At 71.5% G+C, this 16,997-nt stretch carries 16 protein-coding genes and 1 tRNA gene; 8 read left to right on the top strand and 9 right to left on the bottom strand.

Annotated elements, in window-relative coordinates:
* Positions 1–120: 120 nt before the first annotated feature.
* Complete coding sequence (locus ACZ4RZ_RS18785) at positions 121–828, top strand: ANTAR domain-containing protein (protein ID WP_467745903.1); 708 nt, start codon at positions 121–123, stop codon at positions 826–828.
* A 72-nt stretch (positions 829–900) separates the two neighbouring features.
* Here ACZ4RZ_RS18785 and ACZ4RZ_RS18780 read toward each other — a convergent pair whose 3' ends face one another.
* A complete protein-coding gene (locus ACZ4RZ_RS18780; RefSeq protein ID WP_467745901.1) occupies positions 901–1,899 on the bottom strand; it encodes a quinone oxidoreductase family protein in 999 nt (332 codons plus the stop codon).
* 124 nt (positions 1,900–2,023) lie between these two features.
* Between ACZ4RZ_RS18780 and ACZ4RZ_RS18775 the strand changes: the two genes are divergently transcribed.
* A complete protein-coding gene (locus tag ACZ4RZ_RS18775; RefSeq protein WP_467745899.1) occupies positions 2,024–2,638 on the top strand; it encodes a CGNR zinc finger domain-containing protein in 615 nt (204 codons plus the stop codon).
* Here the strand turns inward: ACZ4RZ_RS18775 and ACZ4RZ_RS18770 are convergent.
* Both ACZ4RZ_RS18770 and ACZ4RZ_RS18765 read right to left on the bottom strand, forming a co-directional pair.
* Positions 2,602–3,960, bottom strand: coding sequence for an erythromycin esterase family protein (locus ACZ4RZ_RS18770; protein ID WP_467745897.1), 1,359 nt, complete (start codon positions 3,958–3,960; stop codon positions 2,602–2,604). The genes ACZ4RZ_RS18775 and ACZ4RZ_RS18770 overlap by 37 nt on opposite strands.
* A 113-nt stretch (positions 3,961–4,073) precedes the next feature.
* Positions 4,074–4,676, bottom strand: coding sequence for a TIGR03086 family metal-binding protein (locus ACZ4RZ_RS18765; RefSeq protein WP_467745896.1), 603 nt, complete (start codon positions 4,674–4,676; stop codon positions 4,074–4,076).
* A 115-nt stretch (positions 4,677–4,791) separates the two neighbouring features.
* Between ACZ4RZ_RS18765 and ACZ4RZ_RS18760 the strand changes: the two genes are divergently transcribed.
* From ACZ4RZ_RS18760 to ACZ4RZ_RS18750, 3 genes are all read left to right on the top strand, one after another.
* Positions 4,792–6,054 carry an FUSC family protein gene (locus ACZ4RZ_RS18760; RefSeq protein WP_467745894.1) on the top strand — a complete coding sequence of 421 codons (1,263 nt, stop codon included), beginning with the start codon at positions 4,792–4,794 and terminating at the stop codon, positions 6,052–6,054.
* Positions 6,055–6,146: 92 nt separating this feature from the next.
* The gene (locus ACZ4RZ_RS18755; RefSeq protein ID WP_467745892.1) at positions 6,147–7,202 is read left to right on the top strand and encodes a hypothetical protein; all 1,056 of its coding nucleotides are present in this window, start codon (positions 6,147–6,149) and stop codon (positions 7,200–7,202) included.
* Between the two features lie 114 nt (positions 7,203–7,316).
* Positions 7,317–8,549, top strand: a complete 1,233-nt coding sequence (locus ACZ4RZ_RS18750) for a lactonase family protein (protein ID WP_467745890.1) — start codon at positions 7,317–7,319, stop codon at positions 8,547–8,549.
* On the opposite strand, the gene ACZ4RZ_RS18745 is transcribed toward ACZ4RZ_RS18750, so the two are convergent.
* Positions 8,517–9,242 (bottom strand): DUF2470 domain-containing protein, encoded by a 726-nt coding sequence (locus ACZ4RZ_RS18745; protein ID WP_467745889.1) that lies wholly within the window; start codon positions 9,240–9,242, stop codon positions 8,517–8,519. The two genes, ACZ4RZ_RS18750 and ACZ4RZ_RS18745, sit on opposite strands and share 33 nt — an antisense overlap.
* A gap of 119 nt (positions 9,243–9,361) precedes the next feature.
* Entirely contained in the window at positions 9,362–9,970 is a 609-nt protein-coding gene (locus ACZ4RZ_RS18740) for a TetR/AcrR family transcriptional regulator (protein WP_467745887.1), read from the bottom strand.
* A 107-nt stretch (positions 9,971–10,077) separates the two neighbouring features.
* On the opposite strand from ACZ4RZ_RS18740, the gene ACZ4RZ_RS18735 reads away from it, so the two are divergent.
* The gene (locus ACZ4RZ_RS18735; RefSeq protein ID WP_467745886.1) at positions 10,078–11,562 is read left to right on the top strand and encodes a cytochrome P450; all 1,485 of its coding nucleotides are present in this window, start codon (positions 10,078–10,080) and stop codon (positions 11,560–11,562) included.
* Here the strand turns inward: ACZ4RZ_RS18735 and ACZ4RZ_RS18730 are convergent.
* Positions 11,524–12,378, bottom strand: a complete 855-nt coding sequence (locus ACZ4RZ_RS18730; RefSeq protein WP_467745884.1) for a pentapeptide repeat-containing protein — start codon at positions 12,376–12,378, stop codon at positions 11,524–11,526. The genes ACZ4RZ_RS18735 and ACZ4RZ_RS18730 overlap by 39 nt on opposite strands.
* Positions 12,379–12,569: 191 nt before the next feature.
* Between ACZ4RZ_RS18730 and ACZ4RZ_RS18725 the strand changes: the two genes are divergently transcribed.
* Both ACZ4RZ_RS18725 and ACZ4RZ_RS18720 read left to right on the top strand, forming a co-directional pair.
* A tRNA-Asp gene (locus tag ACZ4RZ_RS18725) sits at positions 12,570–12,658 on the top strand.
* 268 nt (positions 12,659–12,926) lie between these two features.
* Positions 12,927–13,802, top strand: coding sequence for an SDR family oxidoreductase (locus ACZ4RZ_RS18720; protein ID WP_467745883.1), 876 nt, complete (start codon positions 12,927–12,929; stop codon positions 13,800–13,802).
* A 3-nt stretch (positions 13,803–13,805) separates the two neighbouring features.
* On the opposite strand, the gene sigJ is transcribed toward ACZ4RZ_RS18720, so the two are convergent.
* Genes sigJ through ACZ4RZ_RS18705 form a run of 3 tightly spaced genes read right to left on the bottom strand, consistent with a single transcriptional unit; the run spans position 13,806 to position 16,940 of the window.
* On the bottom strand, positions 13,806–14,696 hold the full coding sequence (gene sigJ / locus ACZ4RZ_RS18715) for an RNA polymerase sigma factor SigJ (protein WP_467745881.1): 891 nt from the start codon (positions 14,694–14,696) through the stop codon (positions 13,806–13,808).
* A gap of 51 nt (positions 14,697–14,747) precedes the next feature.
* Entirely contained in the window at positions 14,748–15,581 is an 834-nt protein-coding gene (locus ACZ4RZ_RS18710) for an enoyl-CoA hydratase/isomerase family protein (RefSeq protein ID WP_467745880.1), read from the bottom strand.
* Positions 15,582–15,638: 57 nt separating this feature from the next.
* Positions 15,639–16,940, bottom strand: coding sequence for an alpha/beta fold hydrolase (locus tag ACZ4RZ_RS18705; RefSeq protein ID WP_467745878.1), 1,302 nt, complete (start codon positions 16,938–16,940; stop codon positions 15,639–15,641).
* Positions 16,941–16,997 lie beyond the last annotated feature (57 nt).

The raw sequence follows: 16,997 nt of genomic DNA, 5'->3' as shown, positions 1-16,997 counted from the left end.
TGGCGCGACATTCACGAAAACAAAAGGGTGAAAGAAATTTCATGTATCGCTTGACGGGTGACGCAGCTTGGCCGAGCCTGGAAGAGGTGGAGACGGGCTGATGCCTCGGGAGCGGCTGCGATGTCACAACGTGCGCTTTCCCCCACGACCGGGGAGGCTGCCTCCTGCGCGGCGGACGCCTCGCCGAGTGAGCGTCCGCAGCCATGGCTGCAGATCGAAACGTACCCGGCAGACGACCGCGTGCTGGTCGTGGTGTCCGGCGACCTCGACATCGACACCGAAGAGACGCTCCAGGGCGCCCTGCGCGACGCCCTCGCCGGCTCCGTCAGCGGCGTGGATCTCGACCTGAGCGGAGTCGAGTTCTGCGACTGCTCCGGGCTCAACGTCCTGCTGCGTATGCGCAGACGTGCGCTGGCGGACGCCAAGACCGTCGCCATCCGCACCACCGGCGCCACGGTCGAGAGGCTGCTCGACCTCACTCACACGCATCCCCTGTTCGCGTGGACGAACGAGGACGCGCAGTACGACGATGCCGATCAGGACCTGCGCATCGAACTCCTCCAGCTGCGGCAGGCCATGCAGACCCGTCCCGTCATCGACCTGGCCCGCGGCGTCCTGATGGCCACCTTCGCCCTGAGTGCCGAGGCCGCCTGGAAGGTCCTGGTCACGGTCTCCCAGCGCACCAACACCAAACTGCGCCACGTGGCCCAGGACTTGGTGAACAGCGTCAACGGCGACCCGCTGCCCGAGCCGCAGCAACAGCAGTTCGCCGCGGCGGTCGCCGACCACAGCACACACTCGGCGCCGCCCTCGGATGCTCAGGGCTGAGCGCGGCGACAGCTCTCCTCGCGATGTCGGCTCTGGGCGCCCTGCGGTGTCGACTCTCGACGCCCGGCCCTGTCAACTCTCCGCGATGGCAAGCACGATCTTGCCCCGGTTGTCGCGTCGCTCCAGACGCTCGTGGGCCGCGCGCGCCTGGTCCAGCGGGAGCACGGTCTCGACCGGTACGCGGTATGTGCCGGACGCGACCCGCTCGGCCAACTCCCGCAGGTCCGCTCGGGGGTCGTAGCCGTGGATCTGCAGGTTGGTGAGCTGGAAGCCGAGGACGGCCGCGTTCTTAGGGTAGAAGTCGCGGGTGTCGACGGTGCTCGGCTCCAGCGCCACATTGGCGAGGGCGACCACCCGCCCCCCGTGCCCGATCTCACGCAGGCTCCGTCCGAAGGCGCGGCCGCCGACGGTGTCGAGCACGACGTCAGCGCCGCGCCCCTCGGTCAGCCGCAGCACCTCTTCGACCTCCGCGTCGTCGGGGTGCGCCGAGGTGTCGAGGGTGACGTGGGCACCCAATTCGGCGGCCCAGGCGGTCTTCTCCGGTGAACCGGCGACCGCGACCACCCGCGCGCCGGCCTCGGCGGCGATCTGCACGGCCGCGCTGCCGACCCCGCTCGCGGCGGCCTTCACCACCACGGTGTCGTCCTTGGTCACCTTGGCCAGATGGCGCAGGCAGTACCAGGCGGAGAGCCAGGCGACCGGCAGGGTGGCGGCCTCCGTCAGATCCACGCCGTCCGGCAGGACCGTCACCCGCCCGGCCGGTACGACGGCCAACTCGGCGTAGAAGCCAGGGGCGTTCACGCTGTCCAGGGCCATGACCCGCTGCCCGACTCTGATGCCGGTCACCCCCTCCCCCACCGCGGCGACGATTCCGGCCGCCTCGACGCCCGGTATCAGCGGCGGCCGTCCGGCCCGGTGGTACACCCCGGCACGGATCAGCGCGTCCGCCCGGTTCACGCCCGCCGCCACGACCTTCACCAGCACCTGGCCGGGTCCCACCACCGGATCGGGCACCTCCACCGGCACCAGCACCTCGGGCCCGCCGAACTCGTCGATCCGCACCGCACGCATACCCGTACCCGCTCTCTCATGGCGACGCCGGAGCACCGCTCCACCCACTGGAACGGTGACACCGGTTCAATTGGTGTCACGATGCGACACCCCATGAACCGGTGTCAAGCGCTAAGCTCGGACCATGACCAGCCCCGCCCCGGACCCGATGCCGGCGTTCCCTTTCATCGGCGGCCGTCCTTGCCTGAACTTCGTCGCCACGCTCGGCAAGCGCCACACCGGTACGCCCCTCGAACGACTCCCCGACCCGGACGCCCTCGCCCGCTGGATCGGCGAGGCGGGTCTGCGCGCCGGGGCGGACGACGCGCCGGTCCGGGTCACCGAGGGCGATCTGGCCCACGCCCGCACGCTGCGCGAGGCCGTCTACCGCCTCGTACGCGACGCGATGGACGGAGACACCCCGGAGCCGGCCGATGTCGCGCAGGTCAACGAGGCCGCCGCCCGTCCCGACCTCGCTCCGCAGCTCGGCGAGCCGGAAGGGAGCCCTCAGCCGCCCCCGCGCTGGACGGCCGCCGATCCCGGGCCTGCCGCCTTGGCGACGGTGGCCCGGGATGCGGTCCTTCTGCTCGGAAGCCCTCTGCTGGCCAGGGTCAAGGAGTGCGAGAACCCCGACTGCTCGCTGCTCTTCCTGGACGACTCCCAGGCCCGGCGCCGCCGCTGGTGTTCCATGGACCGCTGCGGCAATCTCGCGAAAGTGGCCGGTTACCGGTCCCGCAGCCGCGCCGCCTCCACCCGATGAAGGTGGATCAGGATGTCGTGGCTCGGGGCAAGCGCGATGTCGTACGGCCCGTCCGGGTAGTCGGTGCCGATACTGCGGGTCGGCCGGGCCTCGTTCAGCCAGTCGTGGGCCGGTGATCCGACCGTGCGCAGGTCGAGCACGTAGTCGCGGTATCGCACACGGTCCAAGGTGCGCTCGTTCGTGCCGGCGCCGGCGGTCCCCAGGGTGAAGCGCTGCACCTTGCCGTCCGGGCCTGTGGCGTTGAACGAGCCGCGGTCGAAGGTGAGGCCCACACTCACATACGCCGAGCCGAGGCTGTCCCGCAGGAAGGCGCCCTGCATCCTGGGGTAATTGGCCGGGTCGTACGTCTCGTAGCCGACGTGGGCGTCGTGCGCGGAGAGCAGGACCTTGGTGCCCGTGTGCCGCTGCCACCAGGCGACGTTGTCCGCCATCAGCGAGTCGCGGTACCGCATGGCGGCGGCGATCTGCGTCCGGTCCTCGAAGTCGAAGGCGTATCCGCGGGCGGTCTGGTCGATGGCCGTCGCATGCTGGACCGCCCAGTCGTACGCCTCCTGGTCGGTGCCTGAAGGCTGTTGCTTCAGCAGCTTCAGGGCCTCGCCCGTCCTGACCGCCATCTCCTTGCGTTCGGCGAGAGGCTTGTTGAAGTACTGCTCCATGTATGGCCCCGTCGCCACGGTGGGGCGCAGGCCGCGGTAGAGCTCGGTGAAGGCCGCGCAGAGCTCAGGGTGGGTGCGGGCCACATAGTCGGTGACCTTGTCGTAGAGCTCGGGTCCGGCCCAACCGAAGTCGTCGCCCATGAACTGGACGGGGTCGTGCGGGTGTTGGACGTTGTAGGCGCGCATCCACGAGACGAGCGCCAGATAGTCCGAGTTGTTCCACCACGAGTAGTCGCGCTGGAACTCGTCGCTCATGATGCGCCGCGGGTCGCCCTTGCCGTGCAGCACGTAGTCGTTGAGGCGCAGACCGGTGCTCCAGGAGCCCTCCAGGGCGAAAGTGCGGAAGCCCTTCTCCTCGACGAGATGGCGGAAGACGCGGTCCTTGAGGGCGAAGAAGTCGTGCGAACTGTGCGTGGCCTCGCCGAGGCCCACCACGCGCGCGTCGCCGATCATGCGGTCGAGGGCGCGCAGATCGCTCGTGTCGCCGTACGGCTCCACGGTCCGCAGCGGGTGTGCGCCGCGTTCGAGGGCCGCGACGACCTGGTCGTCGGTCGTCACGGTCGCGTAGTCGGTCGTCGCGGTGGCCGACGCCGGGGGCGCGCCGCCCAGGGACGTGCCGAGGCAGATGAGCAGGGACAAGGCGTATCCGGACCGATGCCGTTTCATGATCCAAGGCTCCCGTGCGGTGCTCCCGCGGACCATCCGGCAGGCCTCCCATCGGGGTTGGGGAAAACCTCGCGACGGGCACTGCGGTTTTCCCCAGGCTCCCAGTGATGGCTTCAGGACGCGGTGGGCGTCCAGTGCGGGTCCCGGCCGAGGAAGGCGAGCAGCGCCTCGGCTCGGCTGTAGCCCTCGGACACCTCGCGCGCGGGGGCGAACACCCCGAACGAGTCGCGCAGATGATCGGCGAGCCGCTCGGCGGCGGCCCAGATGCCCTCGGCCAACTCGTTGTCCAGCGGCGCGTCCTGGCCCGTGGCGACGGCGATGTCCCAGGCGTGCACGGCCGCGTCCATGGCGCCTGCCGCGGCGGCGAGACGCAGCGGCAGCGGCAGCGGCCCCAGGGGGGTCGCCACCTCCTCGGCGTCGGCGGGCAGGGCCGCGTAGGTGTCCGCGACGTCACGCAGCACCTTGTCGAGCGCGGCCTGCGCGTCGGCGTCCAGCAGGTCGGCCGGCCGGAAGGCGTCGGAGTCGGGCCAGCCGGCGCCGGTGATCGCGGCGCCGTACGCCTGCTGATCGAGTCGCGCGTGGTTGAGCACCTGGCGTACCGTCCACTCACTGCACGGTGTCGGCGAACCCCACGCCTCCTCCGGCACGGCCGCGACCACCTCGCGCAGGTAGGCGTGCGCCCGCGTCAGCAATTCGATGCCCTCGACGTTGTTCATCCTGGTCCCCTCCCGGCGCCCATCGGCTGATGAGGACAATCTAGGGCGGCTTGCGGACAGATACGGTCCTCAATAAATACGTTCGGTACACCTGTGGAACGGGAAAAGCCCAAGGATGCGAGAGGTACGTGAGGAATGGGCGACATCGGTCGCCCAGCTCGTGAAGCGACACCGTGAGCCGGTGGTCGTCCAGACCGTCAGGTCGACGGCCGCCGCGACGATCGCGTACGTCATCGCTCTGCACCTCAGTCCCGAGCCCGCGCCGCTCACCGCGCCCCTCACCGCGCTGCTGGTCGTGCAGGTGACGCTCTACTCCACGATCACCACCGGTGTCCGGCGCGTGAACTCCGTGGTGGCCGGCGTCGTCATCGCCATCGGTTTCAGCATCCTCGTGGGGCTGACCTGGTGGAGTCTGGCGCTGATCATCCTCGCCTCGCTGGCGGTCGGGCATCTCGTACGGGTCGACGAGTTCGTGCCCGAAGTGGCGATCAGCGCCATGCTGGTCCTCGGTGTCACCAGGGTGGGCGACACGGCTTGGGCACGGGTCGTGGAAACGCTGATCGGAGCCGTCGTGGGGCTCGGCGCCAACCTCGTGTTCCCGCCTCCGGTGTGGGTGAGCGAAGCCGGCCGGTCCATCGAGGATCTGGCGCGCCGGACGCGGCAGTTGATGCTGCGGATCGGCGAGGAGGCCGCGGGCCGCACCCCCTTCCAGCTGGCGGCCGAGCGGCTGCACGAGGCGCGCCGGCTCGACCACGACATCGTCGCGGTGGACGCGGCGCTGCGGCAGGCCGAGGACAGCCTCAAGCTCAACCCACGCGTGCGCGAGGGTTTGCTGTCCCGGGTCGTGCTGCGCACCGGACTCGACACGCTGGAGATCTGCACGGTGGTCCTGCGGGTCCTCGCGCGCAGCCTCACCGATCTCGCCAAGGAACGTGAACCCCAGCCGCTGTTCGAAACGCAGGCCGGGGCCACCCTGGAGCAGCTGCTGTCCGAGGTCGCGGACGCCATCGTCAGCTTCGCCGTCCTGGTGACCACCGATGTGAGCCAGAGCGCCGCGTCGGCCGAGGCACGGCTCAGCGCGGAACTCACCACGGCGGCCGCCACCCGGGACAAGCTCGCCCAGCTCTTCCTCGAAGAGATCCAGCGGGACGCCCGTCAGTGGCAGCTGCACGGCGCCGTCCTGACGGAGGTCAACCGCATCATCGACGAGCTCGACACCGAGCACCGCACCCGCCGGCTCCTGGAGGAGCTGGACCGCGCCACCCGCGAACAGCGCGAGCGCCGACCGCGCCTCACCCGCCTGCGCCAACACCTGCGCCTCCCGGATCGGCTGCGCCGCGACCGGAACCACCGCGCTGCTCCTCGTCGTTCTACGTGAGGAAGCGGTACAAGGAAGTGGTCCGAGAAAGTGGTCCGACGTAGAGGCATGGCTACGGCGTCGAGACAGCGATACGACGAGGGGGCGGGCGGATGACCGAGGGCACCGTACGGATCGACGGAGACACACTGCGGCTGCCGGGCGGGGTGCAGGTGCGGTTCAAGCGGACCCTGCGGCTGCCCGAGACCGGCACGCACGCGCTGCCTCCGGGGCTCGGCGACTTCCCGATCCGGCGCGTCGAGGACTACGCGGACACGGTGCCCTCCGAATGGCGGGCACGCGGTGGTGTGATGCTGCCCGTGTATCTGCGCGAGGCGATGTGGCTGAGTTTCGCCGGGACGTCGGAGCCGGCCGCCCTGCAGGTCGGCGTGGGCAAGGTGTGCGCGGTCTCGGGCAAGAAGTGGAGTTCCCGGCTCACCCGGCACCCGCAGAACTATGTGGTGCTGCCGCGCCAGCCATGGCTCGACGGCATCAACTCCGGGAAGGGAACCGTCCGCCAGTTCGTGGCGGTGCCGCTGGGGCTGGGAGCCACCGTCGAGGGCCAGGTCACCGGCGAGGAGGTGTGGGGCGGCATACAGCTGCAGTCCTTCCCGCTCAACGACGGGGAGCTGGCCGCGTGGCGCGAGGCGGAGCGCCGCAGGGCGGAGGAGCTGACGCGCATGCCCGTGGGGGGCTACGGCACCGCGTTCCCCATGGCAGCCGCTCCGCCCGCGCCGGGTGCCGCTCCGTCCCCCGCGGGCGCTCCGGCGGGGCGCCCGCGGAGCGCTCCGGCGATGGGCCTCGGCGTCGGCGGTTCGATGCGCCAGGAGGTCTACCGGGACGACCGGCCGCTGCGGGCCTGGGCCAAGGAGCCGGCCGGGCGTGTGTTCGTCCATCTCGTGACGCCCCCGGAGTGGCGCCGTATCACCGGCGAGACGCCCCCGCCGTCCCCGGTGGACCGCGCGGCCTACACCCGGGCCGGGCTCCCCTGGTTCGACTACTACGACCAGGACGCCACCGACCTGGCCCCGACGGACACGCTGGGCTCGGTGCAGCCGGTCGGCGACTGGCTCGGCGACGACCACGAGCCCTGGCAGCAGCCCTCGCCCCACCAGGTGAAGCCGCTCGGGGACGCGCCAGGCAAGCCGGTCGAGGACGGTGACTGGTAGTCGACGACCCGGCGTTGCACCGTACGCAACGGCTGTTGCCGTTCTTGCACTCCACGGGTGTCGCACGTCATGGTGGCTGTCACAGCTGAGGCAACCGACACCCGAGGTGCAGGCATGAGCAGTGGTGCAGACCCGGCGCGAGGCCCGGGCGGCGGCTGGACCAGGCGCCGCTTCGTCGGGGCGCTGGCGGGAGCCGTCGCGGTGACGACGGTCCCGGCACCGGCCGCCCCCCGGACGGACCCCGCGGTCGCCTCCACGACACCGACAGCACCGCCAGCACCGGCAGCCAGTTCCTCCCCGTCCCCCGCCCACCGCTCCGGACCACGCCCGCTCTTCCTCGGCACGTACACCTCGGTCGACGGCGGCGGCACCGGCATCGGCCTCGCCACCTACGACGCCACGACGGGCCGTATCACCGCCGCCGGCACCATCACGGGCGTCGGCGACCCGTCGTATCTCGCGCTGCACCCGGACGGCCGCACGCTGTACGCCGTCAATGAGCGGGAGGAGGGCGGTGTGACGGCCGTACGGCTTCCGAAGAACAAGGTGCTCGGCACGCGCGGCACCGGTGGCGCGGCGCCCTGCCATCTGTCCGTGCATCCGAGCGGGCGTTGGCTGCTGAGCGCGAACTACGGCTCGGGCAGCGTCGCCGTGCACCCCATCGACGCTTCGGGCGCGCTCGGCGAGCGCACCGATCTGGTCACGCACTCCAGTCCGGCGCCCGGCCCGGGCCAACAGGGCCCGCACGCCCACCAGGCCATCACCAGCCCCGACGGCGGCCATGTGCTCGCCGTCGACCTCGGCACCGACACGGTCTACAGCTACCGCCTCGACCGGTCCAAGGGCACGCTCACCGAGGTCTCCCAGGCGCATACCCGGCCGGGCGCGGGCCCGCGCCATCTCACGTTCCACCCCGGCGGCCGCTACGCCTACCTCGCCAACGAGGTCGACAACACCGTGGCGGTCTGCGCCTACGACCCGGCGACCGGGCGCCTCACGCCGGGTGAGGCGCAGTCCACGGGTACGGGCGCGGGCACGAGTTACCCCGCACAGATCGTGGTGACGTCGAACGGGTCGTACGCCTACCTCGCCAACCGCGGCCACAACAGCCTCACGCGCTACGCGATCGAGGCGGACGGGGCCCGTCTGAGGCTCCTGGACACCGTGCCGGTGGGCGGCGACTTCCCGCGCCACATCGCGTTCTCGCCGGACGGGCGGCTGCTGTTCGCCGCCAACCAGAAGTCGGGCACGGTCAGCGTCTTCCATGTGGACGGCAAGCGCGGCGAACTCCGGCTCGCGGGCGAGCCGTTCGCCTCACCCGTCGCCGTCTGTGCGCTGCCGCTGTAGGGCGCGGGGGCAGGTGGCCGCCGCGGCCTGCGCGAGCAGGACGTGCATGCGTTCCGTGAGCTCGGCGACATCGTCGGCGGGTGCGTGGAAGGGCAGGCGTACGTCACCGTTGCCGCGCGCCCGTTCGATGCGCAGGGTGAGGCCGTGGCGGTCGACGGCGAGCGGCTGGACGCGCACCACACCGTGCAGGCTGTCGGGTTCGACGAGGCGGGTGAGCCGCTCGACGGCGTCCGGGTGGGCGTCGGCGAGGTGGGTCAGCAGCTTGGCCTCGGCCGTCGCGAGCGGGTCGGGCCGGGCGTCGGCGAACTCGTCGAGGTCGAGCACGACCGTCCCGGACGCTTGGCGCAGCACCGCCCGCGTCGGCCGGAATGCCAGGTGTCCGTCCTCGGGGGCGAACCAGCCGGCGAGCCACAGCCGGGCGCGGATCCGGTTGCGCAGCGGAACGGGCGCGACATCGGCGAACTCGAGGACGGCGGACGGCTCGCCACGCGGCGCGCAGATCGCCGCCGTGAGCAGCACACTGTCCTCCGGCACATGCAGGAGCACCCGGCCGTCCGCGGCGACGGTGTGCGCGCCGACGAGCTCCTCCCGGCCGCCCTCGGCGGTCACCGCGCAGGACCATGCCGCGGCGAGTACCGAGCGGGCGCGTTCCGCCGCGGCGGGCGCGGCCGTCCAGGTGTGACGGTCACCCATCAGATTCCTCCTTAGGTAAGGCTTGCCTAACCTATCGAAGATCCGGGGGTACGCCAACCACGCCTCGCCACCCTGTGAGCACCCTGTCCAACCTGCGAGCCCGCCGAGCGGGAGCCGATTCAGGGTGTGATCGCGCCCAGCAGCGCCCGCGCGCACAGATCGCGCACCTGCTCCCGGGTCAGCTCCGCCCCCCTGAGCCACTCCAGGCACACGGCCGTGGTGAAGGCCAGCCACCCCCGGACGGCGATCCGGAGGTCGGGGCGGTCCTCCGGCGCCCAGCCGAGCTCGGGGTCCGCGGCGAGCGCCTCGAGGATCTGCCGCTCCTGTGCGGCCAGCGCCTGCTGGTAGACCTTGCGTACAGCCTGGTCTCCCGCCGCGTCGGCGCGATGGAAGGCGCGGAAGCCGTGCGCGTGCTCCTCGACGTATCCGAGGAAGGTGTCGAGGCCCGCGCCGAGCTGCTCGCGGACCGGAATTCCGGGCACGGCCGCGGTCATCCGCAGCATCCGCTTGCTCTCGCGCTCGACGACGGCGGCGAAGAAGTCCCGTTTCGTCGGGAAGTAGTGGTACAGCAGCCCGCGCGAGACTCCGGCGATCTCGGCGACCTGCTCTATCCATACGTCGTCGTACGGGCTCTCCGAGAACAGGCAGGCCCCGACCGACAGGAGCTGTTCCCTGCGCTCCTCGGTGCTGAGCCGCCGACGCGGGCGCTCCCCCTGTTTCCCGGCCATGCCCGCACTTTACTTGACGTCGGTTCAACAACGGGACGAGACTGAAATCCGTTATTGAACCCGCGTACAACAGATTCGACCTGCCCAGGCACGAAGGAGACGGCGTCATGGCGGAGACGACGGGGGCCGTACAGCCCAAGGGGTTCCGCAGCGCGGAGCTGGGGTGGCCGGAGCTGCACCGCATTCCGCATCCACCGCGTCGTGTCCCGCTGATCGGCGATGTGCTCGGCGCCGGCGTCCGTTCGCCGCTCCAGGACTCGATGCGCTTCGGCCGCCTGCTCGGGCCGATCTTCCGCCGCAAGGCCTTCGACAAGGAGATCGTCTTCGTATGGGGCGCGGATCTCGCGGCCGAGCTGGCGGACGAGGCGCGGTTCGCGAAGCATGTGGGACTGGGGGTCGCCAATCTCCGGCCGGTGGCCGGCGACGGCCTGTTCACGGCGTACAACCACGAGCCCAACTGGCAGCTGGCGCACGACGTCCTGGCCCCCGGCTTCAGCCGAGAGGCGATGGAGGGCTACCACCCGATGATGCTGGCCGTGACCGAGCGGCTGACCGACCGCTGGGACCGGGAGCAGGCGGCGGGACGCAGCGTGGACGTGGCCGGCGACATGACGAAGCTGACGCTGGAGACGATCGCCCGGACCGGCTTCGGGCACGACTTCGGTTCCTTCGAGCGCTCCCGGCCTCATCCCTTCGTGAACGCGATGGTGGGCACCCTGACGTACGCGCAGCGCCTCAATGCCGTGCCCGCGCCGCTGGCCCCCCTGCTCATGCGCGGCGCCTCCCGCCGCAACGAGTCGGACATGGCGTATCTCAATCGCACGGTCGACGCGGTGGTGCGGTCCCGCCAATCCTCAAGCGGGGACGGGGACTTGCTCGACCGGATGCTGGAGACCGCCCACCCGGAGACCGGGGAACGACTGGCGCCGGAGAACATCCGCCGCCAGGTCATCACCTTCCTGATCGCCGGCCACGAAACCACGTCCGGGGCGCTCTCCTTCGCCCTGCACTACCTCTCCCGGCACCCGGACGTCGCCGAGCGCGCCCGGGCCGAGGTCGAGCGCGTCTGGGGCGACACGGACCGGCCCGGCTACGACCAGGTCGCCAAGCTGCGCTATGTCCGCCGGGTCCTCGACGAGTCGCTGCGCCTGTGGCCGACGGCGCCGGCCTTCGCGCGCGAGGCCCGGCAGGACACGGTGCTGGGCGGCATCCACCCCATGCGCCAGGGCGCCTGGGCGCTGGTCCTGACGGCGATGCTGCACCGTGATCCGGAGGTGTGGGGCGCCGATGCCGAGAAATTCGACCCCGACCGCTTCGACGCGAAGGCGGTACGGGCCCGGCCCGCGCACACGTTCAAGCCGTTCGGCACCGGGGCGCGGGCCTGCATCGGGCGCCAGTTCGCGCTGCACGAGGCGACGCTGGTCCTCGGGCTGTTGCTGCGCCGCTATGAGCTGCGGGCCGACCCGGACTACCGGCTGCGGGTGACCGAGCGGCTGACGCTGATGCCGGAGGGACTGCGCCTGCACCTCGAACGGCGCGTGCCCACACCGGACTCAGTGCCGGCCCGCCCAGTGGCCCGGACGGGTGACTGACTCCGGCAGCCTGGTGCCGGCGCTCCCCCGGGCCGCGTTCAGCTGGGGCTGGGTCAGGAAGAAGGCGCCGGTCAGATCGGCGTCCGTGAGGTCGGTGTCGCGCAGGTCTGCGCCGATCAGGTCCGCGCCCCGCAGATCGGCGCCGGTGAGATCGGCGGCGATGAGGTAGGCGCCGCGCAGGTTGGCGCCGCGCAGGTCGGCTCCCTTGAGACGGGCGCCCATGAGGTCGGCGCCGCGGCGGTCCTTGGGGCGGCCCTTCTTTCCGCGCCCGGCTCCCGCGCGCACGAGTTCGCTGGTCCGCAGCAGCAGAACGTTGACCTCCTGCCGGTGCGCGGCCACGTCCAACTCCGCGAGCTCTTCGGGGGTTTGGCGGGTGAGCCGATCCGTAGTATCGAGGGCGCGGCGGACATCGGCGTGCACCGGGCGGGCGGCGGGAAGCGTCAGCGCCTCGTTGAGGTACCAGAGCAGCTCGTGCAGCTGACGGACGACTGGGAACACGTCGAACATCTGCCGGGCGTGCTCTCGCGAGCCCGAGCGCCAGTCCGCACCGCCGAAGGTGACCTGGGAGACCTTCTGCCCGGCGCCGAAGCAGTCGTACACCGTGCAGCCCGTGAAGCCCTCCTGCCGCAGCCGCGTGTGGATGCCGCACCGGAAGTCGATCCGCAGGTTCGGGCAGGGCTTCCCGGCGTCCTTGTCGATGGCGAAGTCCGCCGAGCGTGCGAAGGGCAGAGCGACACAGCACAGCCCGAAGCACGATCCGCAGTCGGCCCGCAGATCGAGGAGCCGGCCCTGGACTGTTCCGCTGTCTTCTTGCATGACCCCAGCGTACTGAGCCGGGAGGGGCGGTCTGAACTGGGCCGACGCATTGGTCTGCACCATTATCGAGGTGATCCTTGCCGTCTCCGGCGTCTGCTTGAAGAGCGATCCAGAGGTGGCGTGGCGGGAGAGCTGCGGACGGAGCGGGGCGTCATCACCGCGGCATAAATGGGGTGCTCGCCACGGCTGCCGCCGCTAGGGTGAACGCTGTTCAGGTGCGCAGGTTGCGGCTACTTCTCCTGTCAAGAGAGCAACGCGGGTTCGAATCCCGCCGCCGGCCCAGGCCGGTGTCGTCCAGTGGCCCAGGACGCTTACGTTGCCGCCGCCGATTCTGATCTCTGAACACCCGGTCACGAGCCGCTCACCACGGGGGATCCAGGTGGGCGGCTTCGTCCGTCTTACCGGCCGGCTCACCCCGCCCGCCCGAGCGCGCCGTGTGGCCCGGCCGGCGGCCGCTGGATTGGCCGGCGGCACTGGACGATGCCCGGTGTCGTTGACTCCCGCGCCACCTCTGGAGATTTGGAGGCACACCGGGTATCGAGGCCGCCATGGATGACACACCTCTCCCCGGCCTCCCCAGCCCTCCCCCGCTGGGTGCGAGTGCGCTGCCGCCCGGGACGTACGACGGCTCGCTCGTGCTGATCACCGGCGGCGGCACCGGACTCGGCAAGGCGATCGCGGCGGAGTTCGCCCGGCTGGGGGCCGATCTGGTGATCGTCAGTCGCCGCGAGGAGCATCTCGCCCCTGCGCAGCAGGAGTTGGCGAAGCTGGGCACGCGGGTGACCACCGCCGTGTGCGACGTACGGGACCCGGAGCGGATCGCCGAGGTCTTCGACGGCTTCGCACTGCCCGATGTGCTGGTCAACAATGCGGCCGCGAACTTCCCCGTCCCCGCCGAGGACATGTCCCCGAACGCCTGGCGGGCGGTCGTCGACATCACGCTCACCGGGACGTTCCTGATGACCCGCGAGTTCGGCCGACGTCATCTCGCCGCGGGCACGCCCGCTTCGATCATCGACGTCGGCGCGTCGTACGCCTGGACGGGCGGCCCCGGTTTCGCGCACAGCGCGGCGGCCAAGGCGGGGGTGCAGAACCTGGTCCGGACGCTGGCCGTGGAGTGGGGGCCGCACGGCATCCAGGTCAATGCGCTGGTGCCCGGGCTGATGCCGCACGAGGAGATGACCGACGACATCCGCGGCCATCTGGACCGGACCGACGCGCACAACGCCCGCCAGCCCGCCCTCCGGGTCGGCGCGCCGCGCGAACTCGGCTGGGCCGCCACCTTTCTGGCGTCCCCCTACGCCCGATTCATCACCGGCCACACTCTGGTGGTGGACGGTGCGAACTGGCAGCGCAGGGGTGTCGTCAGCCCGCCGGTGGTGCCGGTGCGGGACCAGCTGGGGCGGGGGCCCTTCACCGGCTGAAGGTCAGTCGCCCAGCTCCCCGAGGTCGAGCCGCGCGAGCCGCTCGGGGTCGGCCAGGATGTGCAGGGCGACGATCTTCCCCTCCGCGACGGTGACGCCCATGACCGACATCGGCTGTCCGTCGATGGTCGCGACGACGCCCACCTCGCCGTTGACCAGCACGAGCCGCGAGGACGCCGCGAACCGCGCGAAGGTGAGCGCCTGTCGAGCGACGGCCCCAGCGCCACGGACCACCTTGGAGGCGGCCGCTCCGCCGACGAGCGGGCCGGAGTCGGCGCGCAGCACGACGTCGGGGTCAAGGACGGAGACGAGGGCCTCGAAGTCCCCGCCGCGGGAGGCCGCGAGGAAGGCGTCGAGGACCTGCTTCTGCCGGGTGACGTCGCGCTCGGGCTCCGGAGCGGCTCCCTGCACCCGGCGGCGGGCCCGACTGGCGAGCTGGCGGGTCGCGGCGGAGGAACGGCCGACAACGGGCGCGATGTCGTCGAAGGGCACCGCGAACATGTCGTGCAGGACGAACGCGAGCCGCTCGGCGGGCTCCAGCGTCTCCAGGACCACGAGGAGCGCGATCCCGACCGAGTCGGCCAGCAGCACCTCCTGCTCGGGGTCGATCCGGGCCAGGGGACTGACGACCGGGTCGGGGACGAAGGCGTCCATGGGCTCCTCGCGGCGTGACGCGCGCGAGCGCAGCATGTCCAGGCACACCCGGCCGACCACGGTGGTCAGCCAGCCCCCGAGGTTCCTGACCTCGTCGGCGTCGGTGCGGCTGAGCTTCAGCCAGGCCTCCTGGACGGCGTCGTCCGCCTCGCTCAGCGAGCCGAGCATTCGGTAGGCCACCGCTCTCAAGTGGCCGCGGCGCTCTTCGAACCGGTCCGCGAGGAGTTCACTGTCGTGCATCGGTCCCCCATCCTCCGTGGTGCAGAACAGTGACCGATCAAAACATGCCGGTCACTTCCCCTCGAAGCGAGGCATGCGGCGGGCGCCCTTCGCCCCGTATCCCTCGCGCGAGTCGTCCGAGGTCAGGGTGAGCGCCGCCGACATGGCCGTACGGTCGAGGGCCGCGGCGAGTCCGGCGTCCACGTAGGCGTCGATGTCGTGTTTGATGCCCTGCACCGCGAGGGGCGCGTTGGCCGCGATCTCGGCGGCGACCGCGCGGGCCGTCCGGTCCAACTCGTCGGGTGCGACCCGGAGTTGGACGAGGCGGAGGCGCTCGGCCGTGACGGCGTCCAGCCGGCGCCCGGTCAGCGCGAGCAGCTTCGCCCATCCCGCACCGGCCTCGCGCGCGATCCGCAGATCACCGCCCGCGTCGACCGCGACCCCCAACTGGGCCTCCGGCAGAGCAAACACCGCGTCGTCGGCCGCGATCCGGATGTCCGCCATCAGCGCGAGCTCGAATCCGAAGCCGAGGCAGTAGCCCCGCACTGCCGCGACGACCGGCTGCGGCATGCGCGCGAAGGCCGCGAACCGTTCGTGTGCCCACCGGATGCCCTCGTAGTAGTTGCGGGCGCGCTCCGCCCCGGACCGGCCGGTGATCGCGCCGCCCGGCGCCGTGACGTCGATCCCCGCGCAGAAGGCCCGCCCCTCGGCCCGCAGCAGGACCGCCCGGATCGACTCGTCGAAGCGGATCCGGTCGGCGAACAGGCCGAGTTGACGCGTGGACTCCCAGCTCCACGCGTTGAGTTTCGCCGGGCGGCAGAGGGTGAGGACACCGATGCCGTCCTCGACGTGGAGGCGCAGCCGCTCCTCACCCTCCGGGATGTCCGTACGCGTGGTGTCGATCATCCGCACGCCCCTCCAGAACGCTGACGGTCCGTCAGAATTCTAGTGGGCCCGGGGATCTCAGACCTCGTCGCGCGTCAACGCCAGCAACCGGTCCAGTACGCGTGTGCCGCCGGCCCGTACACCGTCGTGCTCGAACTCGTCCGTCACCCAGGGGCGCAGACCCCGGATGGCGCGCGCGGTGCGCAGGGAGTGTTCGGCGTCGACGTACATGTCGTCGTGGTAGACCGCCGCGGCAACCGGCACTTCGTTGGCGGCGAGGCGGGCGGGGTCGTACAGCGGCCGCCAGTCGGTGCGGGCTGCCAGTTCCTCGGCGGTCTCGCGCAGGGGGCGCAGCGCCGGGTCGGTCTCGAACGTCCAGGGGTGCACCGACTCGCCGGTGAACAGCAGCGGTCCGTCGTCCGCGAGGGCCTTGGCCGCGTCGAACTGCGGGAACTCGGCGCGCACCCGCTCGGCGGACCAGGCGGTGGGACGGTTGCCCTGGGCGTAGCAGGCCTCGTGGACGAGCGCATACAGGGGGTGGCCCGCGTACGAGAGGAGGCTCTGGACGTCCTCCTGGAAGGCGTCGGAGAGGGCCGGACCCTGCGGAGTGCGGACGAAGGCCTCCTCCAGGAGATAGTGCAGCCGGTGGCTGCCCTCGCTGCCGCCGAGAACGATGCCGAGCGACTGGAAGGCCTCGACGGTCAGGCGGTATCCGCCACTGAGGACCGGCTCGTGCTGCAGGAGGTAATCCGCGATCTGGCGGGCCCGCTCGACGTCCTGCGGATAGCGCGCGTAGTGCGCGGCGACCTTGCGCTCGACGCGGGGATACGCCGCCCGGTAGACGTCGTCCGCATGCCCGTCGAGCGAGGGCAGGCCACCGGTGATGACGGCGGCGCGCAGCCCCTCGGGCGCGGTCGACAGGTAGTGCACCGCACAGAAGCCGCCGAAGCTCTGGCCCAGTACGGTCCAGGGGGCGCCGCCGGTGAGCCGGGGCCGGATGACCTCGCAGTCGCGGACGATGGAGTCGGCACGGAAGTGCGCGAGGTAGTCGGCCTGTTCGCGCGGGCCGCCGCGCAGCGGAAGGGTCTGCCGGTTGGCGGGCGTGGAGTGGCCGGTGCCGCGCTGGTCGAGGAGCAGCACCCGGAACTCCTGCAGCGCGCGGCCGAGCCAGGCCTGCCTGCCGACGAAGCGGTTGGCGCCGAAGCCGGGGCCGCCTTGGAGGTAGACCAGCCAGGGGAGGTCCTGCTGTGCCTTGTCGCTCGCGACGACCTCGCGGGCGAAGAGCTCGATGCTCTCCCCCGCCGGGTCGTCGTGGTCGAGGGGCACGGTGAAGCGGTGGTCGGTGAGGACGACACCGGGCTGGCGGTAGCTGACGGTCAACAGGGCTCCCGAGACGAACGGATTCCAGGCTGCGTCCCAGTTGAGCACATGTTCCGC

Source organism: Streptomyces sp. NPDC027189 (assembly GCF_055566975.1).
Note: the sequence above shows the minus strand (reverse complement) of the source record. Positions and strands in the feature narration are given on the sequence as shown.